This is a genomic window from Streptomyces sp. NPDC107765, assembly GCF_055657085.1.
In genome coordinates, this window is the sequence record NZ_JBVKBL010000012.1 from 23,462 (window position 1) to 49,482 (window position 26,021).

Here is a 26,021-nt window from a genome sequence, read left to right on the forward strand (position 1 = left end):
GTATTCCCGAAGCGGACGGGCGCGGGGGGTATCCCCGGCGGGTGCTGGCGCACGAATGCCGTTTGCGCAGAAGCCGAGGCTCAGGGGCCTCGATCGAGGGGCCCCGCAGGCCATCACGCGTACTGCCCGCCCCGGCGACCGGGACGGGCAGTACGGAGTGCGACGTACGAGGACGAGTGCTACGTACGAGTGCCGACGTACGAGTGCGACGCAGAAATGCAGCCTGCGAAGTACGGCGCACGGGAGCGATGGGGCCGTCAGGCGCCCATCATGTGGACGCCGCCGTCGACGTGCACGATCTCGCCGGTCGTGCGGGGGAAGAAGTCGGACAGCAGGCCGACCACGCCGCGGCCGGCCGGCTCCGGGTCGGCCAGGTCCCAGCCGATCGGGGCGCGGTGGTTCCACACGTCCGCCAGCTCCTCGAAGCCGGGGATGGACTTGGCGGCCATCGACTTGATCGGGCCGGCCGAGACCAGGTTGCAGCGGATGCCCTTCGGGCCGAGGTCGCGCGCCAGGTAGCGGTTGGTGCTCTCCAGCGCCGCCTTGGCCACGCCCATCCAGTCGTACTTCGGCCAGGCGATCTGCGCGTCGAAGGTGAGGCCGACGACCGCGCCGCCGTGCTCCATGAGCGGCAGGCACGCCATGGTCAGCGACTTGTAGGAGTACGCCGAGACCTGGACCGCGGTGCTGACGTCCTCCCAGCCGGCCTCCAGGAAGTTGAAGGCGCCCTGCGGGCCGAAGGCGATGGAGTGCACGATGCCGTCGAGGCGGGCGCCCTCGCCCTGGTGCTCGCGGATCTTGTCGGCCAGGCCGTCCAGGTGCTCCTGGTTGGTGACGTCCAGCTCGATGACCGGGGCCTCCTTGGGGAGGCGCTTGGCGATCCGCTCCACCAGGGAGAGCCGGCCGAAGCCGGTGAGGATGACCTCGGCGCCCTCGTTCTGGGCGACCTTGGCCGCCTGGAACGCGATCGACGACTCGGTCAGAACGCCCGTCACGAGGATGCGCTTGCCTGCGAGGATTCCACTCATGCTGATCAGTGACCCATGCCCAATCCGCCGTCGACGGGAATGACGGCTCCGGTGATGTAAGCGGCCTCGTCGGAGGCCAGGAAGCGGACCGAGGAAGCGACCTCCTCGGGCTGCGCGTAACGCGCGAGCGGTACCTGCTTGACGATGTTCTCCCGCTGCTCGTCGGTGAGCACCCGGGTCATGTCGGTGTCGACGAAGCCCGGCGCGACGACGTTGACGGTGATGTTGCGGCTGCCCAGCTCGCGCGCGAGTGAGCGGGCGAAGCCCACCAGACCGGCCTTGGAGGCGGCGTAGTTCGCCTGTCCCGCGCCGCCCATCAGACCCACCACGGACGAGATCAGCACGATCCGTCCCTTGCGGGCCCGCAGCATCGCGCGGTTGGCGCGCTTGACCACCCGGAACGTGCCGGTGAGGTTGGTCTCCAGGACCGAGGTGAAGTCCTCCTCGGACATCCGCATCAGCAGCTGGTCACGGGTGACGCCGGCGTTCGCCACCAGCACCTCGACCGGACCGTGCTTCTCCTCGATCTCCTTGTATGCCTGCTCGACCTGCTCGCTGTCCGTGATGTCGCACTTCACGGCCAAAAATCCCGCGGGCGGCTCGCCCGAGCGGTAGGTGATGGCGACCTTGTCGCCTGCCTCGGCGAAGGACCGGGCAATGGCGAGACCGATGCCGCGGTTACCTCCGGTGACCAGAACCGAGCGGCTCAAGAGATCACCCTTTCCGTTTCCTGTCCGTCCTGCGTTCGATACGAAACTATCGGTCACGGGGCCCTTCCGGGGAATCGAGCACGGACAGGCGCGCGCGCCGCGCTCTGTCGGGTCCCCACAGAACCACCACCCACGGTGGCCGACGCGCCGTGCCACACCCCCGGTCCTCTGGGCCGCGCGGCCGCCACAAGGCATGATGCAGGCGCCGACTACGGGAGGACGCCTTGGCCGCTGCACCCCATGCCCTCGACGCATCGTTCCTGGCGCTGCCGCTGCGCGCGCTGGCCGACGCCGCGCTGGCCCGGGCCCGCGCCCTGGGCGCCACGCACGCGGACTTCCGCCTGGAACGGATCCGCGAGGCGTCCTGGCGGCTCCGCGACGCCCGGACCTCCGGAACCTCCGACACCACCGACCAGGGGTACGCGGTCCGGGTGGTGCACGACGGGGCCTGGGGCTTCGCGTCCGGGGTGGACCTGACGATGGACGCCGCGGCCCGGGTGGCCGCGCAGGCGGTGGCGATGGCGAAGCTCTCGGCGAAGGTCATCAAGGCCGCCGGATCGGGAGGGGCGGCGCCGAGCGCTTCCGGCGAAGGGCGGTGGCGGGAGACGGGCGGGCGGGTCGAGCTGGCGGCGGAGCCCGCGCATCCGGACCGTACGTGGATCTCGTCGTACGAGATCAACCCGTTCGACGTGCCGGACGCGGACAAGACGGAGCTGCTGGCGGAGTGGAGCTCCCGGCTGCTGGCCGCCGACGGCGTGGCCCATGCGGACGCCTCGCTGATGACCGTCCAGGAGAACAAGTTCTACGCGGACACCGCGGGCACCAGCACCACGCAGCAGCGCGTCCGGCTGCACCCGCAGCTGACCGCGGTCGCGGTGAACCCGGACAGCGGCGACTTCGACTCGATGCGCACCCTCGCCCCGCCGGTGGGCCGCGGCTGGGAGTACCTGACCGGCGGCCACTGGGACTGGGACGAGGAGCTGGCCCGGATGCCGGAGCACCTCGCCCGGAAGATGTGCGCGCCCAGCGTCGAGCCCGGCCGTTACGACCTGGTGGTGGATCCGTCCAACCTGTGGCTGACGATCCACGAGTCGATCGGGCACGCGACCGAGCTGGACCGGGCGCTGGGCTACGAGGCGGCGTACGCCGGCACCTCCTTCGCCACCTTCGACCAGCTCGGGAAGCTGGCGTACGGCTCCCCGCTGATGAACGTGACCGGGGACCGCACCGCCGAGCACGGTCTCGCCACCATCGGCTACGACGACGAGGGGGTGGCCGCGCAGTCCTGGGACCTGGTCCGGGACGGCATCCTGGTCGGCTACCAACTCGACCGCAGAATCGCCAAGTTGACCGGTTTCGCGCGTTCCAACGGATGCGCCTACGCGGACTCGCCGGGCCACGTCCCCGTACAGCGGATGGCGAACGTGTCCCTGCAGCCGGCGCCCGGCGGACCGTCCACCGAGGAGCTGATCGCCGGCGTGGAGCGCGGCATCTACGTGGTGGGCGACCGCTCGTGGTCGATCGACATGCAGCGGTACAACTTCCAATTTACTCAACAGAGGGCATACGCCATCCGGAACGGGCGTCTTTGCGGGCAGCTCCGAGACGTTGCCTACCAGGGCATCACCCCGGAGTTCTGGGGATCCATGGAGGCGGTGGGCGGTCCGCAGACGTACGTCCTGGGAGGGGCCTTCAACTGCGGAAAGGCGCAGCCGGGACAGGTTGCGGCGGTGTCGCACGGCTGCCCGTCCGCGCTGTTCCGGAACGTGAACATCCTCAACACCTCGAACGAGGCGGGCCGCGCCTGAGGGGCACCGGGCAGGGCCGGGGGCGACGCCTCTCCTACCGGTTGGCGGCGCTTTGCCGGTCAGTCAGGTGAATTCGTGCGCGGCACCGGGGCGCCTTCGCCACCGGTGGTAGATGAGGCACGTGAGCTCCCCACCACCGACCGGCCCGCCTGCCGGACCTCCGAGCGGCCCGCTGCCCGGGCACGCCCCCGCGCCCGGCCCGCCCCCTCGACGCCCCTGGTGGCGCACTCCGCCGGTGCTCATCGGCGCCGGCGTCGCCGTCGTCGCGATCGGAGTCGCGATCGCCCTCGCCACCACCGCCGGCAACGGCGGCGGAAATTCGGGCAGCAGTTCCTCCGGTGAACCGTCGAGCATTCCGACCGTGGACTCCCCTGCCGCAGCCGGCGCTGTCGTGAAAAGTGTGACGCTGAAGCCTGCGGACTGGGGTAGCGGGTATGTGGCACAGGACCCGCCTGAGGACAACACTTTGTCGCAAAGTGTCACCGACCAGAACTGCAATTCGGCTTCTCAGCCGATCAACAATGCGTTTGCCGCCCTGGCACGCTGGTCCCAAGCACCAGACGCGACGGCCCTCACCTTTTCGCAGACCATCGTGTACAAGGCAGAGGCTTCGGCTCAGTACAGCTTGTCCGAGGAGCGGGATGCTCTGCAGCGTTGCCCAACGGTGACATCGGGGAAAATGCGGCTTGAGGATGTCCACGAGGTCAACGTCCCCGGACTGAAGGGTTTTGATGAAGTGGTGGCCGAGGAAGGCCATCAAGTCTTGGATGTAAACGGCAAAACGTCCGACACTTACTACACATATCTCACCGGCCGTAAGGGAAAATTCGTCATGTCCGCCGAGGTGGACAGAACAGGAACGGGAACACAAGAGCAGAACCGCAATGATGCGAGCAGCGCCCTTTCGCTCATGCTGAGCCGTCTTGAGGGTGGCGCCTCATATTGAGCCGGGTCTCCCCCAGACTGAGATCCGTGAGGCGACTCCCCCGGTCACGCCCCCTGGCAGCGCGCCGCCCGGTCGATAAGCTCGGGTGCCCGTCGGCCCTCTTCGAGGGCGTCGGCGTCGTGACCACCCTTCAGGAGGCGTGTCGATGAGCCGTCGCACCACTGCGCCGCACGAGATCGTCGAACGGGCCCTTGCGTTGTCCCGCGCCGACGGGTGCGTCGTCATCGCCGACGAGCACTCCGACGCCAATCTGCGCTGGGCGCGCAACGCGCTCACCACCAACGGCGTCACCCGGGGGCGGACCCTGACGGTGGTGGCCACGGTGGACGGCGCGGAGGGCACCGCCTCCGGGGTCGTCTCGCGCTCGGCGGTGACCGCGGACGAGCTGGAGCCGCTGGTACGGGCGGCGGAGGCGGCGGCGCGTGACGCCGGGCCGGCCGAGGACGCCCAGCCGCTGGTCGGCGGCGAGAAGGCGGCCGCGGATTTCACCGACGCGCCGGACGAGACCTCCTCGGAGGTGTTCGCGGCGTTCGCCCCGGCGCTGGGCGAGGCCTTCCAGCAGGCCCGGGCGGCCGGTCGCGAGCTGTACGGCTTCGCGCAGCACGGCGTGGTCTCGTCGTACCTGGGCACCTCGGCCGGGCTGCGGCTGCGGCACGACCAGCCCACCGGAACGCTGGAGCTGAACGCCAAGGCGGCGGCCCCCGGCGCGGCGGCGGCGCCCCGTTCGGCCTGGGCCGGGCGGGCGACCCGCGACTTCACCGACGTCGACCCGCGGGAGCTGGACGCCGAGCTGGGCCGGCGGCTGGCCTGGGCGGAGCGGCGGGTGGAGCTGCCCGCCGGGCGGTACGAGACGCTGCTGCCGCCGACCGCCGTCGCCGACCTGCTGATCTACCAGATGTGGTCCGCCGGGGCCCGGGACGCCGCGGAGGGCCGTACGGTCTTCTCCCGGGCGGCCGAGGGCGCGGGCGGGCCGGCGGACCGGCCGGCGGACCGCACCCGGATCGGTGAGCGGCTGAGCGAGCTGCCGCTGACCCTGCGCAGCGACCCGCGGGCGCCCGGCCTGGAGTGCGCGCCGTTCGTGCTGGCGCACTCCTCCGGGGACGACGCGTCGGTCTTCGACAACGGGCTGCCGCTGACGGGCACCGAGTGGGTGCGCGAGGGCGTGCTGAACCGGCTGGTCGCCACCCGGCACAGCGCCGGGCTGACCGGTCTGCCGGTGGCGCCGGGCATCGACAACCTCCTTCTGGAGGGCGGCAGTTCGCGCTCGCTCGCGGAGATGGTGGGGTCCGCGGGGCACGACGGGCCGGCGCTGCTGCTGACCTGCCTGTGGTACATCCGCGAGGTGGACCCGGCCACGCTGCTGCTGACCGGGCTGACCCGGGACGGCGTCTACCTGGTCGAGAACGGCGAGGTGACCGGTGAGGTCAACAACTTCCGGTTCAACGAGTCGCCGGTGGACCTGCTGTCCCGGGCGGTGGAGGCGGGCCGTACGGAGCGCACGCTGCCGCGGGAGTGGAGCGACTACTTCACCCGGGCGGCGATGCCGGCGCTGCGCGTGCCCGACTTCAACATGAGCTCGGTGAGCCGGGGGGTGTGAGGCGGGCCGGGGGCCGGCCGTGCACCGGGGGTGTGGGCGGGCGACCGGGCGGGCGCACGGGCGCAGCAGCGGGACTGTCACAGGGGGCTAATAGACTGTGCCCCTGTCCTCCCGTTTCGGGAACCACGATCGATCAGGGACGCCATGACACGCCTCGGCGAATCCGTCGCCCGCGCCAGTACGCTGCTCTCCACCGACCTCTCCTCGGACGCCACGGTCCGGGAGCTGCTCCAGGAGACGGGCGCGCGGCGCTATCTCGACCTGACGGACCTGCCCGCCAAGGAGCAGGCCGAGCTGATCGCGTCCCGTACGGTCGAGGTGCTGCCGGGTGTGGAGCAGCTGGCCGAGCGGATCGAGGAGCGCCGGGCGGCCGGCACGGGGCTGCACATCAAGCTGGGCATCGACCCGACGGCGACCGATGTGCACCTGGGGCATGCGGTTCCGCTGATCGTGCTGAGCCGGTTCCAGCGGCTGGGTCATGACGTGACGCTGATCATCGGTGACTTCACCGCCAAGATCGGTGACCCGTCGGGCCGTACGGCCGAGCGGCCGCCGCTGACCGACGAGGACATCGCGCACAACCTCGCGACGTACCGCGAACAGGTCCGCCCGTTCTTCGACTTCGAGAAGGTCAGCTTCCGGCAGAACAGCGAGTGGCTGGCGCCGTACACCTTCCCGGAGCTGCTGTCGCTGCTCGCGCAGGTGCCGGCCTCGCAGCTGCTGCAGCGCGAGGACTTCCGCAACCGGCTCGCGGCCGGCTCGGGTCTGACCATGACCGAGCTGCTGTACCCGATCGCCCAGGGCCTGGACTCGGTGGCGCTGGAGTGCGACGTGGAGCTGGGCGGTTCGGACCAGCTGCTCAATCTGCAGATGGGCCGGAAGCTGATGGAGCTGCGCGGGCAGCGGCCGCAGCTGGTGGTCACCATGCCGCTGATCGAGGGCACGGACGGCACCGGCGCCAAGATGTCCAAGTCCAAGGGCAATTACGTCGGGCTGAGCGCGCCCGCCGACGATGTCTTCGGCAAGATCATGTCGGTGCCGGACCGGCTGATGGAGCCGTACCTGAAGGCCTGGACGGAGTGGACGGACGAGGAGATCGCGCTCGCCCTGGGCCGGGTCACGGACCGCTCGCTGCACCCGATGGACCTGAAGAAGATCCTCGCGGGTGAGGTCGTGACGGCGCTGTACGGCCTGGACGCGGCGATGGCGGCGCGGGCCGGGTTCGTCGCGCAGTTCTCCAAGAAGTCGTTCTCCGACGTGGAGTCGCTGCCGGTCGTCGAGGTCGCCGAGCACGGCGCGGAGACGGTGGCGACGGTGCTGAGCAAGGTCCTGGAGTTCACGCCGAGCGCCTCGGCGGCCCGGCGGCTGGCCAAGCAGAACGCGCTGCGGCTGGTCGTGGAGGGCGAGGGCGGGCAGCGGACGGTGGTGCTGGCGGAGGCCGATGCGGTCCGTCCGCTGGGCGAGGTGCTCGCCGAGAAGCTGGCCGATGCGGCCGGGGACGCGTACCTGAAGGCGGGGCGGAAGCTGGCCCACCTCCAGGGCCGCTGAGGAAGCCGTACGACGGGGCGGCCGGTGCGCGTGGTGCGCGCCGGCCGCCCCGGTGTTTCTGCTGTTTCTCTCAGGCGTGTTTGCGATGGCCGCGCACGGAGACCCACAACCGGTCGCCGATGGCGACGACGATGACCGCGCCCGCCAGTTGCAGCAGGTGGCGGACCCAGTCGATGCCCTTGGTCTCGTTGACGCCGAGACCGGTGGCCGCCCAGTTGCCGAGGACGCTGCCCAGCATGCCGAAGACGATGGTCAGCCACAGCGGGATCTGCTGTTTGCCCGGGATGATGGCCTTGGCGATGAGGCCCAGCACCAGGCCCACGATGATGGCCCACAACCACGTCATGTCGCCTCCTCTGACGGCGCGGTGCACATGAGGTCGCACGTGCGGGTCGCCCCGCCAGTGTCGCCCCGCCCCGGCCGCCGCGCACGCCGGAGCCCGGGCCGGGGAGGAGGGGCCCGGTCTCGAATGCGGCCCAGCCTGGGCGTACCGTGGAATCCGACCGGAAACCGGGGTGAATTCCGGCGGAACCGAGCAGGTGGTGGAAATCGTGGTGCGGAAGCAGAGCAGCGACCAGACCTTCCGGATCACCGGGGCCCGGCAGGGGCTGACCGAGGACGTGCGGGGCCGGCAGCGCCGGTATGTGATCTCGATGGGTGTGCGGACCGTGGCGGTGCTGCTGACCGTCGTGCTGTGGAACGTCGAGCGGCCGGTGGCCATCGCCACGCTGGTGCTGGGCATGGCGCTGCCGTACATCGCGGTGGTGATCGCCAACGCGGGCCGGGAGAACGTCCCTTCGCTGCCGAAGACGTTCGTGGCGGGGCCGAGCCGGCCGATGCTGACGCCGGGGCCGACGGACGGTACGACGGATTCCGTTCCGGAACGGCCCGCGGCGGGCGCGTCGGCATCCGACTCCGACCTCGGCTGATCGCCTACCGGTCTGCAAAGCTCAAGAAAAGCTCAGATCAATCATGGAGTTCCGGTGCACTGCGCACCATTCCCCGTGACATACTGCGTACGCGCTCCGCATCCCCCGTCGGAGCGACGGACCGACGCCGGGCGGCTCCCCCCGTGGCTGCCCGGCGTCGTCATGTCCGCGGCCCGGTCGGGCGGCCGCCGCGGCGGACGTAGGGTTGAGCCGTGAACTCCCCGAACTCCGCCGAGAACCTCACCATCTGCTCGGCCAAGGGCTGCCGGGCCGACGCCGTGTGGGTGCTGGCGTGGAACAACCCGAAGCTGCACACTCCCGACCGCCGCAAGACCTGGCTGGCGTGCGAGGAGCACCGGGAGCATCTGTCGCAGTTCCTCGGCGTGCGCGGGTTCCTCAAGGACGTGGTGGCGCTTGAGGAGTGGCAGGCGTCGGCGGGCGGGCACTGACGGCCGGGGCGCTGCTTCCGGATCAGCCGCCGATCGCGGACATCGGGCGGTCGGGCTGGAGGAAGGACGGGTCGTCCAGGCCGGAGCCCGCCTTCTTGCCCCACATCGCCAGCTTCCATATCCGGGCGATCTCGTCGTCCGGCGCTCCGGAGCGCAGCGCGCCGCGCAGGTCGGTCTCCTCGGTGGCGAACAGGCAGGTCCGGATCTGGCCGTCGGCGGTGAGCCGGGTGCGGTCGCAGGCGCGGCAGAAGGGGCGGGTGACGGAGGCGATGACGCCGACGCGGTGCGGTCCGCCGTCGACGAGCCAGCGCTCGGCGGGTGCGGCGCCGCGGGCCTCCTGGCCCTCGGGGGTGAGCTCGAAGCGGGTGCGCAGCGAGGCGAGGATGTCACCGGCGGTGATCATGCCGTCGCGCTTCCAGCCGTGCTGGGCGTCGAGCGGCATCTGCTCGATGAAGCGGAGCTCGTAGTCCTGGGCGACGGCCCAGGCGAGCAGGTCGGGGGCCTCGTCGTCGTTGAGCCCGGGCATCAGGACGGTGTTGACCTTCACCGGGGTGAGGCCGGCCTCGCGGGCCGCTTCCAGACCGCGGAGGACGTCGTCGTGCCGCTTGCGGCGGGTGAGGGCCGTGAAGACGTCGGGGCGGAGGGTGTCCAGGGAGACGTTGACACGGTCCAGGCCGGCGTCGCGCAGGGCGCCGGCGGTGCGCTGCAGGCCGATGCCGTTGGTGGTCAGCGACATCTGGGGGCGCGGGGTGAGGGCGGCGACCCGCTCGACGATGCCGACCAGGCCGGGGCGGAGCAGGGGCTCGCCGCCTGTGAAGCGGACCTCTTCGATGCCGAGGTCGCGCACGGCGATCGTGATCAGCCGGACGATCTCGTCGTCGGTGAGCAGGTCCGGCTTGGCGAGCCACTGCAGGCCCTCTTCCGGCATGCAGTACGTGCATCGCAGATTGCACCGGTCGGTGAGCGAGACCCGCAGGTCGGTGGCCACGCGGCCGTAGGTGTCGATGAGCACAGGGCCCCCTCCCCGAGAGCGACGGACCGGTACGTCGTCCGCTGGTCGATCAGTACGTCTTCGAGCCTACGCGATGGGTCCGACAGTGAGCAGAGATGAGAAGCACGAGGTGGGCGCGGCGGCGTCGTAGGTCTCTACGACGCCGCCCCGCCCGGGTCCTGTGCGGATGCCTCAGGGGCGGTCAGTGTGCTCCGGTGCCGGTCAGGGAGCGGACCTCCAGTTCGGCGTACTTCTGGGCGTCCGGCTCCTCCTTGGAGAGCAGCGAACCCAGCCAGCCGAGCAGGAAGCCCAGCGGGATGGAGATCAGGCCGGGGTTCTCCAGCGGGAAGACGGCGAAGTGCGCGCCGGGGAACATCGAGGTCTCCTTGCCGGAGACGACGGGCGAGAAGAGCACCAGCAGGACGGAGGAGGCCAGGCCGCCGTAGATGGACCACAGCGCGCCCTGGGTGGTGAAGCGCTTCCAGAACAGGCTGTACAGGAGCGTCGGGAGGTTGGCGGAGGCGGCGACCGCGAAGGCCAGCGCCACCAGGCCGGCGACGTTCAGCCCGCGGGCGAAGACACCCAGGACGATGGCGACCGCGCCGATCCCGACGGTCGCCCAGCGGGCCGCGCCGACCTCCTCCTTCTCGGTGGCCTCGCCCTTGCGGAGGACGTTGGCGTAGATGTCGTGGGCGAAGGACGAGGAGGAGGCGAGGGTGAGGCCGGCGACCACGGCGAGGATGGTGGCGAAGGCGACCGCGGAGATCAGGGCGAGCAGGACGGCGCCGCCGGTGGAGCCGGCGCCGCCGCCGATGACCTCGGCGAGCTGCGGGGCGGCGGTGTTGCCCGGCTTCTCGATGTCCGCGGGCCTGATGAGGGCCGCGGCGCCGAAGCCGAGCGCGATGGTCATCAGGTAGAAGACGCCGATGATGCCGATCGCCCAGTTCACGGACTTACGGGCGGCCTTGGCGGTGGGGACCGTGTAGAAGCGGATGAGGATGTGCGGCAGGCCGGCGGTGCCCAGGACGAGTGCCAGGCCCAGCGAGATGAAGTCGAGCTTCGAGGTGGCGGTGGCGCCGTATTTGAGGCCGGGCTCCAGGAAGGCGGCGCCCTTGTGGCTGTTCTCCGCCGCGGCGCCGAGCAGCGACGAGATGTTGAAGTGGAACTGCAGCGCCACCAGGAACGTGATCAGCAGGGTGCCGGCGATCAGCAGTACGGCCTTGATCATCTGGACCCAGGTGGTGCCCTTCATGCCGCCGATGGTGACGTAGAGGATCATCACGATGCCGACGAGGACGACGACCAGGACCTTGCCGGCCTCGCTGGTGATGCCCAGCAGCAGGGTGACCAGTGCCCCGGCGCCCGCCATCTGGGCGAGCAGGTAGAAGATCGAGACGACGATGGTCGAGGTGCCCGCGGCGGTGCGGACCGGGCGCTGGCGCATCCGGTAGGCGAGGACGTCGCCCATGGTGAACCGGCCGGAGTTGCGCAGCGGTTCGGCCACCAGGAGCAGCGCGACGAGCCAGGCGACGAGGAAGCCGATGGAGTAGAGGAAGCCGTCGTAGCCGAAGAGGGCGATGGTGCCGGCGATGCCCAGGAAGGACGCGGCGGACATGTAGTCGCCGGAGATGGCCAGGCCGTTCTGGAAGCCGCTGAACTGGCGGCCGCCGGCGTAGAAGTCCTCCGCACCCTTGGTCTGCCGGCCGGCCCAGACGGTGAGGCCGAGGGTGGCGGCGACGAAGACGGCGAAGAGGGCGATGATCAGGGGGCGGTGCTCGCCCGCGCCGCCGGCCGCGAGCGGGACGGCGGCCAGCTGCTGATGGGGGCTCATGCGCCGGCCTCCAGGCGGGACTTGATGGCCTCGGCCCTGGGGTCGAGCCTGCGGGCGGCGTGCCGGGAGTACCACCAGGCGATGAGGAAGGTGGTGACGAACTGGGCCAGGCCGAGGACGAAGGCGACGTTGAGGTGGCCGGCGACCTTGGTGGCCATGAAGCCGCCGGCGTAGCTCGACAGCACGACGTACCCCAGGTACCAGACGACGAAGGCGACGGTGAGCGGGAAGGCGAACGAGCGGTGTGCGCGGCGGAGTTCGTCGAATTCCGCGCTCGACTGCACCTGTTGGTAGTCGGGCGGCTCGTGCGTCCCCGGGTCGATGGTCGGTGCGGCGCTCACGGAATCTCCTGACGCGAGGGGGCGGGTGTTCCGGGCCGGTCCGGTGGCTGCGCGGGGTCGGCCCAGGCCGACGATAAAGCTCACGTAAGTGACGTGGATCACGCATCGTAGAGCCGTGGCACCGGATCCGACAGGGGGCCGCTGGTGGAAACCGGGAGGAAAATCCGGCGGATGGCCGCACCGCCCGCCACCGCGCGCGGGGCGCTTCGTTGAGCCCGGTGTGAATCCGCCGCCCCAGCAGGCCCCGCAGCCCTCCACTCCCCGTCGGCGTCCTTACGGCAGCGTCCGGCTGCCGGCGCCGCTCGTCACCGCCCCCTCGGAGCCCCGGCCGGGTGCGGCCCCCGCCGTGCGCCGCTGGTACGGCCGGCGGATCCCGCTGCCGCCGCTGAGCATCACCACCCTGCGCCGCACGAGCTGATCGCCCGGCGGGCGTGACGGTACGTCAATCCCCGCCCGCCGTAAGGCGGTACCGCTTCGGCCGTCGTACGGTATTCGCCCGGTTTTTTCTCCGGATTCCATTGCTGCACCCGAGTGATCGCCGATAGCTTCACGTCTCATTGCACCCGCCCGTGCGCAAACCCGCGCGCGGGCGGTCTCACGGATGATGTGGAGTACCCATGGCTCATCCCCGATCCAGACGCATGCGGGCGCTGGCCGTACCGCTCGGGCTGGCTCTGACGGCGTCCCTCGGCTTCCTCTCCCCCGCGGCCACCGCCGCGCCGCAGGACGCCCCGGCCGCCGCGGCTTCGGCCGACGGCCCGCTGCTGTCGTACGTCGTCAACACCACGCCCGGCCGTGCGGCGGTCGGCAAGGTCGAGAAGGCGATAGCCCGGGCCGGCGGGAAGGTGATCGTCGCCCACGAGAAGATAGGCGTGATCGTCGTCCACTCGGCCGATCCGCAGTTCGCCGCGTCCATGCGCGCCCTGCCGGGTGTGGCGTCGGCGGGTGCGACCCGTACCGCGCCGCTGAAGGCGTCGGGCACCACCGACGTCGGCAAGCCGCAGAAGGTGGACCTCTCCAAGTCCCAGCTCGCGGCGGCCGGCCGGACCGCCAAGGCGAAGGGCGAGGAGCCGCTCGAACCGCTGCAGTGGGACCTCCCCGCCATCAAGGCCGACCGGGCCGCGAAGGTGAACCCCGGCAGCCGGAACGTCACCGTCGCCGTCATCGACACCGGTGTGGACGACACCCACCCCGATCTGAAGCCCAACTTCTCCGCCAAGCAGTCCGCCAACTGCGTGGGCGGGGTGGCCGATACGTCCAAGGGGGCCTGGCGGCCCTGGGACCCGGCCAGCGACTACCACGGCACGCATGTGGCCGGCACGATCGCCGCGGCCCGCAACGGCGTCGGGGTGGCCGGTGTCGCCCCGGGCGTGAAGGTCTCCGCCATCAAGGTCAGCGAGCCGGAGACGAGCCTGTTCTACGCCGAGAGCGTGGTGTGCGCCTTCGTCTTCGCCGCCGACCACGGCGTGGCGGTCACCAACAACAGCTACTACGTCGACCCGTGGATGTTCAACTGCAAGGATGACGCCGACCAGGCGGCCATCGTTGACGCGGTCGGCCGGGCGGCGAGCTACGCGCAGCGCAAGGGCGTGCTCAACGTCGCCGCGGCGGGCAACTCCAACCTGGATCTGGCGGCCCCGCAGCTGCCCGACGCCTCCAGCCCGAACGACTCCACGCCCGTGGAGCGCACCATCAACCCGAAGACCTGCTGGGACGTGCCCACCCAGCTGCCGGGCACGGTGACGGTCGCGGCGACCGGTGTGCACAAGCTCAAGTCCGGCTACTCGAACTACGGCCTGGGCCAGATCGACGTGGCCGCGCCGGGCGGCGACTCGAAGCAGGTGCCCGACCTGCCGGCCAAGAACGGCAACATCCTCTCCACCATGCCGGGCGGCGACTGGGCCTACCTGGCGGGTACGTCCATGGCCACTCCGCACGTGGCGGGCGTCGCGGCGCTCCTGAAGAGCGCCCACCCGAAGTCCAGCCCGCAGGAGATCCAGTGGCTCCTCAAGGAGCAGGCGGACAACCCCGGCTGCCCCACGGGTGACGCCACCTGCACCGGTACGCAGCACATCAACAGCCACTTCGGTTACGGGATCGTCGACGCGCTCGACGCGGTGAAGAAGTAACCGGGACGACGCAACCTCAGGCGGTGACCGTCTGCGGGGGCCGGGTGCTTCGGCGCCCGGCCCCTTGCCGTTCCCCGGCCGCCCGGAGCACGCCCTCGGCCAGGGCGAACTGCGCCGCCGTATAGGTGAACATGATCCAGAACTGCGGGAGCGGCAGCTGCGGCCAGTGGGCGATACCGGACGCGATCAGGGTGTCGGAGAGCAGGAAGAGCAGTCCGCCGGCCGCCGCCCACGGTCCCGCCCGCAGCGCGCCGAAGCCCATCGCGGTGAGCAGCAGGCTGTATCCGGCGACCGGGATCCGCAGGTCGGCCGGGAGGCCCGGCCACAGCAGGGCGACGGTGGCGACCAGCGCGAGGGCGTAGCCGCCGGCGAGCGCCCCGGTACGGGCCCGGCCGCCCGGCGGGGAGCCGTGGCGCCCGCACAGCAGTAGGTAGCAGACGTGCCCGGCGGCGAACGAGCCCATCCCCACCAGGAAGACCACTCCCCCGCCGTGCCCCCCGATCTGGAGGAAGGTGTCGCCGCCGCAGCCGAACAGCAGCGCCCCGGCGAGCAGTACGGGGCCGCCGCGGGCGAGCACGTACGCGGCGAGCACCGGCATCAGGGCGGGTTTGGTGAGGTGGTCGACGAGGGGGGCGCCGGCGAGCAGCGCACCGAGGTGGACGACGGCGAGCACGGCGAACGCGGCCAGCAGGGGCCGGACGGCCCCCGGCCAACGGGGCGTCACGCGACGGTCTCCTCGACGGAGGTGGCCGCGGAGGTGGCGGACGAGGTGGTGGGCGGGGCGGGGGCGGGGTCCGGCCCGAGCCGCTTGGCGGCGGGCTGCCAGCCCGGGCCGCGGAAGATCCGCCCGGCCCGCTCGGACCAGCTGTCCGCGGCCCGTACGTCGCGTGCGATGGCGGCGTACTCGTGGGTGGCCACCCGCAGCGGGTTGTAGGTCTCGATGTTCTTGGTCAGGCCGTAGACGGGCCGCTCGGTCTCGGCGACGAACGAGCCGAACATCCGGTCCCAGATGATCAGGATCCCGCCGTAGTTGCGGTCCAGATAGCCGCCTTGGGAGGCGTGGTGGACGCGGTGGTGGGAGGGGGTGTTGAGGACGAACTCGAAGGGGCGGGGCAGTTTGCCGACGCGTTCGGTGTGCACCCAGAACTGGTAGACGAGGTTGGCGCCGGAGGTGAAGGCGATCACGGCCGGATGCACGCCGAGCGCGACCATCGGCACGTAGAACGGCCAGACGGTCCAGGTCGTCCAGGGCTGGCGGAGGGCGGTGGTGAGGTTGAACTTCTTGCTGGAGTGGTGCACCACGTGGCAGGCCCACAGGACGCGGATGACGTGGTGGCCGCGGTGCGACCAGTAGTAGAAGAAGTCCTGGGCGAGCAGCATCAGCAGCAGCGTCCACCACAGCACGGGGATGCGGAGCGGGGTGAGTTCGTAGATCGCGGCGTAGATCGCCACGATGGGTATCTTCCACAGCGCGTCGAAGACCAGGCTCCCCAGCCCCATGCCGACGCTGGTGGCCGCGTCCTTGGCCTCATAGCCCGCCGCGTCCTCGTCGGGATGCAGGCGGTAGCTCACCATCTCCACCACGGTGAGCAGGACGAAGGCCGGTACGGACCACAACACGACATCGGGCAGGTGCGGCATGTCCCGCACCATAAAGGCGGTGACGGGGGTGCCGCTAGGGGTTGTTACTCAGAAGTATGTGAGACGTGATGTCAGCTGCCCGCCGCGCGCACTGCGGCCTCAGGGCCCGATCATGTGTGTCGACTGGCCGCTCACCGCGGCGATGACCTCGAAGTCCCGGTCGCAGTGCACGAGAGTGAGCCCGAGGAGCTCCGCAGTGGCGGCAACCACCAGGTCCACAGGCCCGGCACTGCGGTGCTGTCCGTTACGGGTGAGCTCACGCTGGACCTCGCGGGCCCTGCTGTGCGCACCGTCCAGGACGGGGCACCAGGCGTAGTAGCTGGACAGTTGCTCCAGCAGGGCCTCGCGGTCCGCGACGGATCGGGCACTGAAGCCGATCTCCAGCTCGGTCAGGTCGCACAACCCCACCACCCCGGACTGGAGTTGCTCGTCCCACCCGTAGCGGTCCGCCCCCTTGGTGAGGAAACGAACAATGGCCGAGGTGTCGGCGAGGTACTTGACCGCGATCACTGCCCCGGCCTGGGGCGGTAGTGGCGCTTGTCCATAAGCAGGTCAAGGTCGATCGCACCGTCCTGCGCCAGTCGGCGTGACTCGGCGAGGGCTCGGGCACGCCGTATGCGAGCGGCTCCCTCGGCCAGGGCGGTGTTGACGGTGTCCTTCTTCGTGCGGGTGCCAAAGGCCTCCTGGGCGGCAGCCAGGGCCTCCTCATCGATGTCGATGAGCATCTTGGTCATGACTGCCTCCCTTGAGCCGTATATACGACACGTTAGCAGGTATAGACGCCGGGCGGGAGCTGATCTTCCCCCTCTCGTCCGGCCACCCCGCCCCCGCCCCTCACCACACCCGTACCGACCCTCCCGGGGCGAAGGCCGGGCTGGTGGCGTTCGGGGGGATCTTGTCCAGGGGGCGGGTGAGTTCGGTGGTGGTGGGGCCTACGCGGGCGGCTATGGGGGCCAGGTGGGCGAGGTCGAAGCCGTAGACGTGGGCGGCGTTGGTGGCGAGCAGGGCGGCGGTCTCGTCGGGGGGCAGGTCCGCGAAGGCGAGGCGGAGGGCCTCGCGGGAGTAGGGGTGGGTGCCCTCGTCGTGCGGGTAGTCGCTGCCCCACATGATCTTGTCGAGGCCGATGCGGTGGCGCAGCGGGACCTCGTGCGGGCGCATGAAGCTGGCGCCGACGAAGCAGTGGTCGCGCCAGACGTCGGTCGGGGTGGCGTCCATGGTGGCGGCCAGGCCGGCGCCGAACCGGGACTCGGCGGTGGCGGCGGTCCGGGAGGCGGCCGCGACCAGCCGGCCGTGGTAGTAGTCCAGCATGTCCAGGATGCCGGGGATCCAGCCCGAGCCCTGTTCCGTCAGGACCAGCCGGAGTCCGGGGTGGCGGCGGAAGGCGCCGCCGAAGATCAGGTGCCACAGGGCGCGGTGCGAGAACCAGGTCGTCTCGACCATGAAGACCGCGCGGGCGGCCGGTTCGTCACCGAGCGGCGGGGAGGCGGAGCCGCCGTGGTGGTTGACCGGGACCTGCAGTTCGTCGCAGACCGCCCAGAGGGGGTCGTAGGCCGCGGAGTGGAGTTCGGGGAGGCCGGAGCCGGGCGGGGTGCCGGGGAGCATGATGCCGCCGGTGAGCCCCGCCTCCTTGGTGCGGCGGACCTCCCGTACGGCCAGCTCGACGTCGTTGAGGAGGATCTGGGCGACGCCGGCCCGGCGGCCCGGGGCGTCCGCGCAGAAGTCGGCCAGCCAGCGGTTGTGGGCCCGCAGGCCGGCCCAGCGCAGCTCGAACTCCGTACCGGTGGGCGGCGGTGCCATGAGGGAGGCGCTGGGGAAGAACGGCGGGATGGTGTTGGGGAAGACGACCTCGGCGACGATGCCGTCGGCCTCCAGTTCGGCGAGCCGGCGGGCGGAGTTCCAGTTGCGGTCGGCGGTGTCGGCGAGCAGGTCCTCGTGCGGATTGACGTAGGTCGCCGCCCAGGCGTCGAAGGCGTCGTGGTGGCGGGACTCCAGATACGGCTTGTAGTCGAGCAGGTCGGCGCCGGCGTGGCAGTCGGCGGAGATGACGGTCCAGCGCTCCTCGGTCGGCGAACCGGTCGTCGTCATGGTGGTCCCCCTCGGTGCGGTCATCGTCAGCACTCCGTTCCCAGCAGCGGGAAGTCGTGGCCGGTGAGCCAGTGGCGGCCCACGTCGCGGGAGCGGGCCCAGGCCGCCTCGACGGCCGACTGGTCGTCGGGCTGGCCGAGTTCGGCGGGCGTCGGGCCGATACGGCGGGCCAGCGGGGCGAGCGCCTCCGGGTCGAAGCCGAAGACCTCGGCCGCGGCCAGACCGAGCATCCGGCGGGTCTCGGCGACCGGGATGTCGTGGAAGGTGTCGCGCAGCCACCTGCGGGTGTCCGGCCAGGTGCCCTCGGGGTGCGGGAAGTCGCTGCCCCAGAGGATGTTGTCGACGCCGATCTCGTAGCGCTGGGCGAGTTCGCGGCGCTTGGTGTTGGTGGCGCAGACGAACACCTGGCGGTCGAGGTATTCGTGCGGCGCCCGCTTCAACTCGGCGAAGGGGGACAGTTTTTTGCCGCCGTGCGCGCCCAGGTAGAGGCGGTCCATGAACCACAGCAGGTTCGGCAGCCACCAGCAGCCCGACTCCGCGACGCCGAACTTCAGGCCGGGGTGGCGTTCGAAGACGCCGGACCAGAGCAGGAACCACAGCGGCCGGGCCGGCCACCAGGTCACCTCGGAGACGTAGATGCCCAGGTGGTCGCCGTATTCGTGGCGGGGCGCGGCACCGGAGTGGGTGACCACCGGCATCGCGCACTCGGCGGCGGCCGCCCAAACGGGTTCGTAACGCCGGTCGTGGTAGGGCGCCTTGTCGGCCCACATGGACGGGATCATCAGGGCCCCGAGTCCGGACTCCTTGGCGCGGTGGACCTCCGCGACGACCTCGCCGGGGTCCGCCGTCACGGGCAACAGGGCGACGCCGCAGTGCCGTTCGGGGTGCGCAGAGACGAACTCGGCGAGCCAGCGGTTGTGGGCCCGGGCCCCCGCCATGCCGAGCTCGGGGTCCTGGTCGCCGGAGAGCCCGAGCCCCACGCCGAAGGGCGCGGCGGTCCGGCTGTCCACCGCGTCCGCGTCCGGGAAGACGACCTCCGCCGCGACGCCGTCGCCGTCGAGCTCCTTGAGGCGCTGCGCGGGGTCCCAGCCGCCGCGCAGGCCCTCCTCGTGGTCGGCGAACCACCGGGCGGCGAACGCGTCGTTGCGGATGCCGAGCCGGGTGGCCTCCTCCCGGCGGGCGCCGCGCTCCCCGAGGAACTCCTCGAAGGCCCGGTGGAAGCGGCGCTCCAGATAGGGCCGGTACTCCTCGGTGGGCAGCCCGGCGTGGCAGTCGGAGGAGATGATCAGGTACGGGTCCTGGTCGGTCATCACACACCCCTCAGTCCAGGATGAAGCGTTCGAGGTACGACGGGGCGGACCGGTCCAGCATCGACCGCGCCCGGGCCCTGATCTGCCGGTCGGTGTGCTCGCCGGGCGGCAGCATCCAGAACCGGTCCGCCCGGATGCCGTCCACCACGGTCCCGGCGACCTCCTCGACCGGGGTGAACGCGATCTCCTGCCCGGCCTCCTTCATCGCGGCCTCCCACTGGCCGAGGCTGCGGTAGGGCGTCCGGCGGGGTCTCTCCTTGGCGTACCGCGCGGGCCGGTTGCGGTGCGACTCCCACAGACCGGTGCGCAGCATGTGCGGGCCGGGGAACAGCACCGACGCCCCGACGGGCGCGCCCTCCGCCCTCAGATGGGCGTGCAGCGATTCCGTCATCGTCACCACGGCGGCCTTGGTGACGGCGTAGACGGACGCGGTGGGCAGCGGGGCGATGCCGCCGTCGGTGGAGGAGGTGTTGACGACCCGGCCCGGTGCGCCGCCCGCGAGCATGCGGGGCACGAACGCCTGGATGCCGTGGAAGACGCCCCACACGTTGACCGCGAAGGCCCACTTCCAGTCGTTGACCTCGTGTTCCCACATGCGGCCCTCGGCGCCGGAGCCGACGCCGGCGTTGTTGCACAGCACGTGGACCGCGCCGAAGGCGTCGTACGCCGCGTCGGCGAGTCCCCGCACCTCGTCGCGCACCCCGACGTCGACGGTGCGGGCCAGGACCTCCGCGCCGTCGGCCGCGAGCGCGTCCGCGGCGGCGCGCAGCGGCGCCTCCTCGACGTCGGCGAGGACCACCTTGAGCCCCTCGGCGGCGAAGCGCCGCGCCAGCGCGAGGCCGATGCCGCTCGCTGCTCCGGTGACGACCGCGACCTGTCCCGCCCGCAGCTCCATCAGACGCTCCCCTCGGGCGGCCCGTCGAGGATCTGCTGCGGGTCGTCGTACCGCTGGTGGACGTAGGGCAGCAGGGCCTCGGGGTCCACCCGCGCGACGACCCTGCCCCGCTGGTCGCTGGTCTTCTCGCCGAGCGTGATCCCGACGAGGGTGCGGACGGGGAGGTCGGCGACCGGGTCGTACATCGACTCCCGCAGGACGACGTCGCCGGTGACCCGCTCCAGGGTGCGGTGTTTCTCCCGCCGCACGCAGTGCACCAGTACCGGGTCCCCGTCGAAGCCCGAACCGTCCACCGCGGGAAGGAATTTGACGTAGAAGTCGGTCCGCTCCGCCGGCTCCGGGACCGGCAGGCTGCCGCTCACCGCGCCGCGCACCTCCACGAAGGCGATGCCGTGTCGGGCCAGCGCGGCGCGTACGGTCAGGCCGTCGCGCTCGACGGTCACCTCGCCGAGCTTCTTCGGCTCCCCGAAGACCTCCCGGCCGCCGGTCAGGGCCCGCTCGTGGGTCATCGGCATGACGAGCGGATACCAGCCCGCCACACCGTCGTGCTCGGCGGCGACCGCGACCGAGCCGGCACCGAGCGGATAGCCGGGCAGCGTAACGGTGCTGACGGTGGCCCGGACCAGCGGCCGTCCGGAGGGTTTCAGCGGCGGCGGCAGCACCGCCGCGACCGCGTCCGGATCGCTCTCCCAGAGCGCCACCACGCCGGTTGACCAGATGTCGGGGAGCCGGGAGCCGGTGGCGCGCGCCGCGGCGATCTCCGCCTCGGTGCGGGCTCCGTAGCGTATGCGTGCCATGTCGTACCGCCCTTCGCAGGTTCGTGACCTTCCGGGGGTTCCATCGGCGCCTGTAACACTGTTACACCGTGTGGGACGAAGGGTAAAGGCCCTTTCGGGCAAGGAAGTTGACGAAGACAGGTGGGGCCATGACACGTACCGCACTGACCGGGGAAGAGGTGCTGGCGGCCGCCGCCCGCCTGGTGCGGGAGCACGGCCCGGCCGCCCTGACCATGCGCCGGCTCGCCACGGAGCTGGGCACCGCCGTCACCTCCATCTACTGGCACGTCGGCAACCGCGAGTCCCTGCTGGACGCCCTGGTCGAGCGCACCGTCCGGGAGATGGGCGAGATCCGGCCCACCGGTCGCACCCCGCGCGCCCGGGTCGTCTCGGTCGCCCGGGCGCTGTACACGGCGCTGCGCGAACGGCCGCAGCTGATCGCGATGGTGCACGAACGCGGGCTGACGGAGCGGATGTTCCTGCCCGCCCAGCAGGCGCTGGTCCACGAGCTGCACGCCGCCGGGCTGCGCGGGCGGCCGGCCGCCGAGGCGGTCCGCGCGGTGCAGTTCCAGGTCGTCGGCTTCGTGCTGGTCGAGCGGGCCCGCGAGCGGTCGCCCGCGCAGCACCCCGGCGAGGGCGAGCTGTGGGACTCCCCCGCCGCGGAACACGATCCGGCGCTGGCCCGCGCCCTGGCCGCACCGGCCGACCCAGAGCGGCTGTTCACGGTCGCGCTGGAGGCACTGGTGGCGTCCCTGCTGCCGGGCTGAGGGGGCATCGGGACGCGGCGGCGTCAAACGCGCGGCGGCGGGCCGGATTTGCCGGATTGCGGGCCGTCCGGGCGGGTTGCGGCGGCGGTCCGGGTTCGGCCGGTGTCGGTGGGGGCCCGTATCCTCAGGGACCATGCTCGAAGACCGCATGGCAGCAGCCGACCCGATCGCGCCGAAGATCGGGCAGCAGCCGGGACCGCCCGCGCCACCGACGCCGCCCACGCCGCCGGCTCCCTGGCCGTCCGGGTACCCCGAGGGGTATGCGGTGGTCGACGTGGAGACGACGGGCCTGGCGCGGGACGACCGGATCATCTCCGCGGCCGTGTACCAACTCGACGCGACGGGCGAGGTCCAGGACCACTGGTACACCCTCGTCAACCCGCAGCGGGACCCGGGCCCGGTGTGGATCCACGGGCTCACCAGCGCGGTGCTGGCCGACGCCCCGCTCTTCCCGGACGTCGTCCCGGAGCTGTCGAGGCGGCTCGACGGCCGGGTACTGGTGGCGCACAACGCCATGTTCGACTGGTCGATGATCGCCCGTGAGTACGCCCGGGCCGCCGCGGTCGCCCCGGTGAGCCAGCGGCTGTGCACGATCGCACTGTCGAAGGAGCTCGGGCTGGAGCTGCCCAACCACAAACTGGAGTCGCTGGCCGCCCATTACGGCGTCGTCCAGGAGCGCGCCCACCACGCGCTGGACGACGCCCGGGTGTTGGCCGAGGCGTTTCGTCCCAGTTTGCGGCGGGCCGCCCGGGAGAACCTCCGGCTGCCGCTGCTGAGCTGCCAGCCGCTCACGGAGTGGTCGGACAGCCCCGCGCCCCGCCGGACCGCCGCCGCGTCGGCCTACCGCCCGTCCACCTGGCGGCCGTCCCGCAAGCGGCCGGCCTGCCCGTACCCCAATCCGGGGCGCTACGTCGACGGCGGGCGGCTCGTCCAGGGGATGCGGGTGGCCTTCTCCGGTGACACCTCGGTGGACCGCGAGCTGCTGGAGGACCGGGCGATCGAGGCCGGACTGCACGTCGCCACGAGCGTGTCCCGGGTGACCAGCCTGCTGGTCACCAACGACCCGGACGCCCGCACCTCCAAGACCGTCAAGGCCGCCGCGTACGGCACGGTCGTGATCGACGAGGCGGCGTTCATGCAGCTGCTGCAGGACGTCGCGCCGGCCGGGTCCGCGCCTGCGTCCGGGTGAAGCCCGTCCAACACGCCCCCCGGCGCCTCGCCCCGCACCGGCCCCACCCGCACGCTGTGGCGCATGGCACGTTGTGAGGTCTGCGGAAACGACTACGGGATGACGTTCGAGGTGCACGCGCAGGGCGCGGTGCACGTCTTCGACTGTTTCTCCTGCGCCATCCACCGCATGGCGCCGATCTGTGAGCACTGCCGGGTCCAGATCATCGGGCAGGGCGTCGAGGCCGACGGCAAGTGGTACTGCGGGGCGCACTGCGCCCGGTCGGACGGGCGGGTGGGCATCGTCGACCGGGTCTGAGGGCGGGGCGGCGGCCGGCGCCCCCGGACCCGGCGCCGGGCGGCCGGACCGCCCCAGGTACCGTCGAAGCCGTGTACCGCTTCCTGTTGTCCCGGCAGTGGGTGATCCTCACCCTCGTGGGTCTCGTGCTGATCCCCGTCATGATCAAGCTGGGCTTCTGGCAGCTGCACCGTCATGAGCACAAGGTGGCGCAGAACCAGCTCATCGCGTCCAGCCTGGCCGCGAAGCCGGTCCCGGTGACCGACCTAGCCGCCCCCGGACGGGACCTGCCGCACCGCGACATGTGGCGCCCGGTGACCGCCACCGGCCGCTACGACACCGCCCACGAGGTCGTGGTCCGGCAGCGCACCGCCGCCGACGAACAGTCCATCGGCTACTACGTCCTCACCCCGCTGACCCTCGGCAACGGCGACGACGTACTGGTCAACCGCGGCTGGATCTCGGCGGGCGACGACCTCACCAAGTTCCCCGACGTCCCGCCCGTTCCCAAGGGCACGGTCACCGTCACCGGCCGGATGATGGCCGACGAGACCACCGCGGTCAGCGGCATCAAGGACACCAAGGGACTGCCGCCCCGCCAGGTCATGCTGATCAACAGCAGGGAGCAGGCGAAGCGGACCGGCCGGCCGATGCTCGGCGGCTACATCGAGCAGACCGGGCCCAAGGCGCCGGGCGGCACACCGGAGATGGTCCCCGAGCCGGACCACGACTCCATCGGCCCGCACATGGCGTACGCCATCCAGTGGTGGCTGTTCGCGGCGGCGGTTCCGGTCGGCTGGGTGGTGCTGGTGCGCCGGGAGCGCCGCGACCGGGCGACGGCGGCCGAGGAGGCCGCAGCGGGTGCGGACGAAGCAGACAATGCGCCCGAAGCCGCTGAAACAGGGCGGGAGAACGGCGGTTCCGCCGACGTAGCCCGGTCGGCCGCCGGCACCGAGTAGAGCCCCCGCACCGCGGGAAGGCGAGCTGCGTGCACCCACATATCGAGGACTACGCGCTCATCGGGGACCTGCAGTCCGCCGCGCTCGTCGGCCGCGACGGTTCGATCGACTGGCTGTGCCTGCCCCGCTTCGACTCACCCGCCTGCTTCGCGGCCCTCCTCGGCAGCAAGGACAACGGCCACTGGCAGCTGGCCCCGCGCTCACCCGAGGCCCGCGCCCACCGCTCGTACCGCGGCGAGTCACTGATCCTCGACACCGTCTGGGAGACCCCGACCGGCCGCGTGAAGGTCACCGACTTCATGCCGCAGCGCGACGTCCAGCCCGATGTCGTACGGATCGTGGAGGGCCTTGCGGGCCGGGTCGAGATGCGCGGAGTGCTGCGGCTGCGGTTCGACTACGGGCGGGTGGTGCCCTGGGTGCGGGCCGCCGAGGGCTCCCGGGTCGCGATCGCCGGCCCGGACTCCGTATGGCTGCGCACCCCGGAGCAGGGCCACACCTACGGCAAGGACCTCAGCACCCGCTCGGACTTCACCGTCGCCGAGGGCGAGCGCACCGCTTTCGTCCTGACCTGGCACCCCTCGCACGAGCCGCGGCCGGACCAGATCGAGCCGTTCGGCGCGCTGGACGACACGCTGGAGGACTGGCATGCCTGGTCGGCGCGGTGCCGCTACGACGGGCCGTACCGCGAGGCGGTGGTCCGCTCGCTGATCACCCTCAAGGCCCTCACCTACGCGCCCACCGGCGGCATCGTCGCCGCGCCCACCACCTCGCTGCCCGAGGAGCTCGGCGGGGTGCGCAACTGGGACTACCGCTACTGCTGGCTGCGCGACGCCAGCCTCACCCTGAACTCCCTGCTGTCCGCCGGGTATGTGGACGAGGCCGGCGCCTGGCGGGACTGGCTGCTGCGGGCGGTGGCCGGCGCCCCGGACGACCTGCAGATCATGTACGGGCTGGCCGGGGAGCGGCGGCTGCCGGAGTACGAGGTGCCGTGGCTGACCGGATACTGCGACTCCGCGCCGGTGCGGATCGGCAACGGCGCCGTCGACCAGCGCCAGCTGGACGTCTACGGGGAGGTGCTGGACTCCTTCCACCTCGCCCGCACCGCCGGGCTGCCGGCCGAAGCGCACGCCTGGAGCATCCAGCGGTCGCTGATGGAGTACCTGGAGTCCAACTGGCGCGACCCCGACGAGGGGCTGTGGGAGATCCGCGGGCCGCGCCGGCACTTCGTGCACTCCAAGGTCATGGCGTGGGTGGCGGCCGACCGGGCGGTCAAGGCCCTGGAGGCGAACCCGAAGCTGGGCGGCGAGCTCGGCCGCTGGCGGGCGATGCGGGACGAGGTCCACCGGGAGGTGTGCGAGCGGGGTTACGACGACGAGCGCGGCACGTTCACCCAGTCCTACGAGTCCCGGGATCTGGACGCGGCCACCCTGCTGATCCCCCGGGTGGGCTTCCTGCCCGGGGACGACCCGCGGGTGCGGGGCACCATCGAGGCGGTGCGCCGGGAGCTGACGCACGAGGGCCTGGTGCGCCGGTACACCACCGACGGGGGCTCGATCGACGGGCTGCCGGGCGGTGAGGGCACCTTCCTGGTCTGCTCGTTCTGGCTCGCCGACGCGCTGCGGATGAGCGGCCGGCGGGACGAGGCGGCGCAGCTCTTCGAGCGGCTGCTGTCGCTCCGCAACGACGTGGGGCTGCTCGCGGAGGAGTACGACCCGGCGGCCGGCCGCCAGCTGGGGAACTGTCCGCAGGCGTTCAGCCACATCGGGCTGGTGGGGACCGCCTTCGGGCTGCTGGACGGGTCGGAGGCAGACTAGGG

The 26,021-nt window shown here is 71.6% G+C and carries 27 protein-coding genes; 13 read left to right on the forward strand and 14 right to left on the reverse strand.

The window, feature by feature from the left end:
- Positions 1 to 257: 257 nt before the first annotated feature.
- Together fabI and fabG are read right to left on the reverse strand one after the other, a co-directional pair.
- Positions 258 to 1,028 (reverse strand): enoyl-ACP reductase FabI, encoded by a 771-nt coding sequence (gene fabI / locus ACZ7MX_RS26645; RefSeq protein WP_030411677.1) that lies wholly within the window; start codon positions 1,026 to 1,028, stop codon positions 258 to 260.
- A 5-nt stretch (positions 1,029 to 1,033) separates the two neighbouring features.
- The gene (gene fabG, locus ACZ7MX_RS26650; protein ID WP_030411678.1) at positions 1,034 to 1,738 is read right to left on the reverse strand and encodes a 3-oxoacyl-[acyl-carrier-protein] reductase; all 705 of its coding nucleotides are present in this window, start codon (positions 1,736 to 1,738) and stop codon (positions 1,034 to 1,036) included.
- Positions 1,739 to 1,962: 224 nt separating this feature from the next.
- On the opposite strand from fabG, the gene ACZ7MX_RS26655 reads away from it, so the two are divergent.
- The 4 genes from ACZ7MX_RS26655 (at position 1,963) to tyrS (ending at position 7,637) form a co-directional block, all read left to right on the forward strand.
- Positions 1,963 to 3,546, forward strand: a complete 1,584-nt coding sequence (locus tag ACZ7MX_RS26655) for a TldD/PmbA family protein (protein WP_472135772.1) — start codon at positions 1,963 to 1,965, stop codon at positions 3,544 to 3,546.
- 235 nt (positions 3,547 to 3,781) lie between these two features.
- Positions 3,782 to 4,492: a hypothetical protein gene (locus tag ACZ7MX_RS26660; RefSeq protein WP_472135773.1), complete on the forward strand. Its 711-nt coding sequence runs from the start codon at positions 3,782 to 3,784 to the stop codon at positions 4,490 to 4,492.
- 145 nt (positions 4,493 to 4,637) lie between these two features.
- The gene (locus tag ACZ7MX_RS26665; RefSeq protein ID WP_472135774.1) at positions 4,638 to 6,089 is read left to right on the forward strand and encodes a metallopeptidase TldD-related protein; all 1,452 of its coding nucleotides are present in this window, start codon (positions 4,638 to 4,640) and stop codon (positions 6,087 to 6,089) included.
- A 144-nt stretch (positions 6,090 to 6,233) separates the two neighbouring features.
- A complete protein-coding gene (gene tyrS, locus ACZ7MX_RS26670; protein ID WP_472135775.1) occupies positions 6,234 to 7,637 on the forward strand; it encodes a tyrosine--tRNA ligase in 1,404 nt (467 codons plus the stop codon).
- Positions 7,638 to 7,707: 70 nt separating this feature from the next.
- Here the strand turns inward: tyrS and ACZ7MX_RS26675 are convergent, their stop codons facing one another.
- Positions 7,708 to 7,983: a GlsB/YeaQ/YmgE family stress response membrane protein gene (locus tag ACZ7MX_RS26675; protein ID WP_472135776.1), complete on the reverse strand. Its 276-nt coding sequence runs from the start codon at positions 7,981 to 7,983 to the stop codon at positions 7,708 to 7,710.
- 208 nt (positions 7,984 to 8,191) lie between these two features.
- On the opposite strand from ACZ7MX_RS26675, the gene ACZ7MX_RS26680 reads away from it, so the two are divergent.
- Positions 8,192 to 8,566 carry a DUF3099 domain-containing protein gene (locus ACZ7MX_RS26680; protein WP_472135997.1) on the forward strand — a complete coding sequence of 125 codons (375 nt, stop codon included), beginning with the start codon at positions 8,192 to 8,194 and terminating at the stop codon, positions 8,564 to 8,566.
- 212 nt (positions 8,567 to 8,778) lie between these two features.
- Positions 8,779 to 9,015, forward strand: coding sequence for a hypothetical protein (locus ACZ7MX_RS26685; protein ID WP_472135777.1), 237 nt, complete (start codon positions 8,779 to 8,781; stop codon positions 9,013 to 9,015).
- Between the two features lie 22 nt (positions 9,016 to 9,037).
- Here the strand turns inward: ACZ7MX_RS26685 and moaA are convergent, their stop codons facing one another.
- The 3 genes from moaA to ACZ7MX_RS26700 all read right to left on the reverse strand — a co-directional run bounded on the left by moaA (position 9,038) and on the right by ACZ7MX_RS26700 (position 12,178).
- The gene (moaA, locus tag ACZ7MX_RS26690; protein WP_472135778.1) at positions 9,038 to 10,027 is read right to left on the reverse strand and encodes a GTP 3',8-cyclase MoaA; all 990 of its coding nucleotides are present in this window, start codon (positions 10,025 to 10,027) and stop codon (positions 9,038 to 9,040) included.
- Positions 10,028 to 10,208: 181 nt separating this feature from the next.
- A complete protein-coding gene (locus tag ACZ7MX_RS26695; RefSeq protein WP_472135779.1) occupies positions 10,209 to 11,837 on the reverse strand; it encodes a solute symporter family protein in 1,629 nt (542 codons plus the stop codon).
- The gene (locus ACZ7MX_RS26700; RefSeq protein WP_472135780.1) at positions 11,834 to 12,178 is read right to left on the reverse strand and encodes a DUF485 domain-containing protein; all 345 of its coding nucleotides are present in this window, start codon (positions 12,176 to 12,178) and stop codon (positions 11,834 to 11,836) included. Before ACZ7MX_RS26700 ends, ACZ7MX_RS26695 begins: the two co-directional genes overlap by 4 nt.
- Before the next feature lie 220 nt (positions 12,179 to 12,398).
- Between ACZ7MX_RS26700 and ACZ7MX_RS26705 the strand changes: the two genes are divergently transcribed.
- On the forward strand, positions 12,399 to 12,596 hold the full coding sequence (locus ACZ7MX_RS26705) for a hypothetical protein (RefSeq protein WP_472135781.1): 198 nt from the start codon (positions 12,399 to 12,401) through the stop codon (positions 12,594 to 12,596).
- Positions 12,597 to 12,795: 199 nt separating this feature from the next.
- Entirely contained in the window at positions 12,796 to 14,307 is a 1,512-nt protein-coding gene (locus ACZ7MX_RS26710) for a S8 family serine peptidase (protein WP_472135782.1), read from the forward strand.
- Positions 14,308 to 14,323: 16 nt separating this feature from the next.
- Here the strand turns inward: ACZ7MX_RS26710 and ACZ7MX_RS26715 are convergent, their stop codons facing one another.
- From ACZ7MX_RS26715 to ACZ7MX_RS26750, 8 genes are all read right to left on the reverse strand, one after another.
- Entirely contained in the window at positions 14,324 to 15,031 is a 708-nt protein-coding gene (locus ACZ7MX_RS26715) for a lysoplasmalogenase (protein ID WP_472135783.1), read from the reverse strand.
- Positions 15,028 to 15,948 carry a sterol desaturase family protein gene (locus tag ACZ7MX_RS26720; RefSeq protein ID WP_472135784.1) on the reverse strand — a complete coding sequence of 307 codons (921 nt, stop codon included), beginning with the start codon at positions 15,946 to 15,948 and terminating at the stop codon, positions 15,028 to 15,030. Before ACZ7MX_RS26720 ends, ACZ7MX_RS26715 begins: the two co-directional genes overlap by 4 nt.
- A gap of 99 nt (positions 15,949 to 16,047) precedes the next feature.
- The gene (locus tag ACZ7MX_RS26725) at positions 16,048 to 16,458 is read right to left on the reverse strand and encodes a PIN domain-containing protein (RefSeq protein WP_472135785.1); all 411 of its coding nucleotides are present in this window, start codon (positions 16,456 to 16,458) and stop codon (positions 16,048 to 16,050) included.
- Positions 16,455 to 16,682 (reverse strand): type II toxin-antitoxin system VapB family antitoxin, encoded by a 228-nt coding sequence (locus tag ACZ7MX_RS26730; RefSeq protein ID WP_472135786.1) that lies wholly within the window; start codon positions 16,680 to 16,682, stop codon positions 16,455 to 16,457. Before ACZ7MX_RS26730 ends, ACZ7MX_RS26725 begins: the two co-directional genes overlap by 4 nt.
- Positions 16,683 to 16,782: 100 nt before the next feature.
- Positions 16,783 to 18,057 carry an amidohydrolase family protein gene (locus ACZ7MX_RS26735; RefSeq protein ID WP_472135787.1) on the reverse strand — a complete coding sequence of 425 codons (1,275 nt, stop codon included), beginning with the start codon at positions 18,055 to 18,057 and terminating at the stop codon, positions 16,783 to 16,785.
- Between the two features lie 2 nt (positions 18,058 to 18,059).
- Complete coding sequence (locus tag ACZ7MX_RS26740) at positions 18,060 to 19,343, reverse strand: amidohydrolase family protein (protein WP_472135788.1); 1,284 nt, start codon at positions 19,341 to 19,343, stop codon at positions 18,060 to 18,062.
- Between the two features lie 10 nt (positions 19,344 to 19,353).
- Positions 19,354 to 20,238, reverse strand: coding sequence for an SDR family NAD(P)-dependent oxidoreductase (locus ACZ7MX_RS26745; RefSeq protein WP_472135789.1), 885 nt, complete (start codon positions 20,236 to 20,238; stop codon positions 19,354 to 19,356).
- The gene (locus ACZ7MX_RS26750) at positions 20,238 to 21,035 is read right to left on the reverse strand and encodes an acetoacetate decarboxylase family protein (protein WP_472135790.1); all 798 of its coding nucleotides are present in this window, start codon (positions 21,033 to 21,035) and stop codon (positions 20,238 to 20,240) included. The genes ACZ7MX_RS26745 and ACZ7MX_RS26750 overlap by 1 nt, the downstream gene beginning before the upstream one ends.
- Positions 21,036 to 21,163: 128 nt before the next feature.
- On the opposite strand from ACZ7MX_RS26750, the gene ACZ7MX_RS26755 reads away from it, so the two are divergent.
- The 5 genes from ACZ7MX_RS26755 to ACZ7MX_RS26775 all read left to right on the forward strand — a co-directional run bounded on the left by ACZ7MX_RS26755 (position 21,164) and on the right by ACZ7MX_RS26775 (position 26,019).
- Positions 21,164 to 21,781 carry a TetR/AcrR family transcriptional regulator gene (locus ACZ7MX_RS26755; RefSeq protein ID WP_472135791.1) on the forward strand — a complete coding sequence of 206 codons (618 nt, stop codon included), beginning with the start codon at positions 21,164 to 21,166 and terminating at the stop codon, positions 21,779 to 21,781.
- Positions 21,782 to 21,914: 133 nt separating this feature from the next.
- On the forward strand, positions 21,915 to 22,970 hold the full coding sequence (locus ACZ7MX_RS26760; protein ID WP_472135792.1) for a DEDDh family exonuclease: 1,056 nt from the start codon (positions 21,915 to 21,917) through the stop codon (positions 22,968 to 22,970).
- A 63-nt stretch (positions 22,971 to 23,033) separates the two neighbouring features.
- Positions 23,034 to 23,267 (forward strand): hypothetical protein, encoded by a 234-nt coding sequence (locus tag ACZ7MX_RS26765; protein ID WP_077192103.1) that lies wholly within the window; start codon positions 23,034 to 23,036, stop codon positions 23,265 to 23,267.
- A 71-nt stretch (positions 23,268 to 23,338) separates the two neighbouring features.
- Positions 23,339 to 24,205 carry an SURF1 family cytochrome oxidase biogenesis protein gene (locus ACZ7MX_RS26770; protein ID WP_472135793.1) on the forward strand — a complete coding sequence of 289 codons (867 nt, stop codon included), beginning with the start codon at positions 23,339 to 23,341 and terminating at the stop codon, positions 24,203 to 24,205.
- 29 nt (positions 24,206 to 24,234) lie between these two features.
- Positions 24,235 to 26,019, forward strand: a complete 1,785-nt coding sequence (locus ACZ7MX_RS26775; protein ID WP_472135794.1) for a glycoside hydrolase family 15 protein — start codon at positions 24,235 to 24,237, stop codon at positions 26,017 to 26,019.
- Positions 26,020 to 26,021 lie beyond the last annotated feature (2 nt).

What these genes read in the sequence shown, in the direction of transcription:
- ACZ7MX_RS26665 (WP_472135774.1), top strand. Translation starts at nt 4,638, where the DNA reads ATGAGCCGTCGCACCACTGCGCCGCACGAGATCGTCGAACGGGCCCTT.
- tyrS (WP_472135775.1), top strand. Translation starts at nt 6,234, where the DNA reads ATGACACGCCTCGGCGAATCCGTCGCCCGCGCCAGTACGCTGCTCTCC.
- ACZ7MX_RS26765 (WP_077192103.1), top strand. Translation starts at nt 23,034, where the DNA reads ATGGCACGTTGTGAGGTCTGCGGAAACGACTACGGGATGACGTTCGAG.
- ACZ7MX_RS26730 (WP_472135786.1), bottom strand. Translation starts at nt 16,682, where the DNA reads ATGACCAAGATGCTCATCGACATCGATGAGGAGGCCCTGGCTGCCGCC.
- ACZ7MX_RS26745 (WP_472135789.1), bottom strand. Translation starts at nt 20,238, where the DNA reads ATGGAGCTGCGGGCGGGACAGGTCGCGGTCGTCACCGGAGCAGCGAGC.
- ACZ7MX_RS26695 (WP_472135779.1), bottom strand. Translation starts at nt 11,837, where the DNA reads ATGAGCCCCCATCAGCAGCTGGCCGCCGTCCCGCTCGCGGCCGGCGGC.
- ACZ7MX_RS26720 (WP_472135784.1), bottom strand. Translation starts at nt 15,948, where the DNA reads ATGCCGCACCTGCCCGATGTCGTGTTGTGGTCCGTACCGGCCTTCGTC.
- ACZ7MX_RS26675 (WP_472135776.1), bottom strand. Translation starts at nt 7,983, where the DNA reads ATGACGTGGTTGTGGGCCATCATCGTGGGCCTGGTGCTGGGCCTCATC.
- ACZ7MX_RS26760 (WP_472135792.1), top strand. Translation starts at nt 21,915, where the DNA reads ATGCTCGAAGACCGCATGGCAGCAGCCGACCCGATCGCGCCGAAGATC.
- fabI (WP_030411677.1), bottom strand. Translation starts at nt 1,028, where the DNA reads ATGAGTGGAATCCTCGCAGGCAAGCGCATCCTCGTGACGGGCGTTCTG.
- ACZ7MX_RS26740 (WP_472135788.1), bottom strand. Translation starts at nt 19,343, where the DNA reads ATGACCGACCAGGACCCGTACCTGATCATCTCCTCCGACTGCCACGCC.
- ACZ7MX_RS26735 (WP_472135787.1), bottom strand. Translation starts at nt 18,057, where the DNA reads ATGACCGCACCGAGGGGGACCACCATGACGACGACCGGTTCGCCGACC.
- ACZ7MX_RS26710 (WP_472135782.1), top strand. Translation starts at nt 12,796, where the DNA reads ATGGCTCATCCCCGATCCAGACGCATGCGGGCGCTGGCCGTACCGCTC.
- ACZ7MX_RS26750 (WP_472135790.1), bottom strand. Translation starts at nt 21,035, where the DNA reads ATGGCACGCATACGCTACGGAGCCCGCACCGAGGCGGAGATCGCCGCG.
- ACZ7MX_RS26755 (WP_472135791.1), top strand. Translation starts at nt 21,164, where the DNA reads ATGACACGTACCGCACTGACCGGGGAAGAGGTGCTGGCGGCCGCCGCC.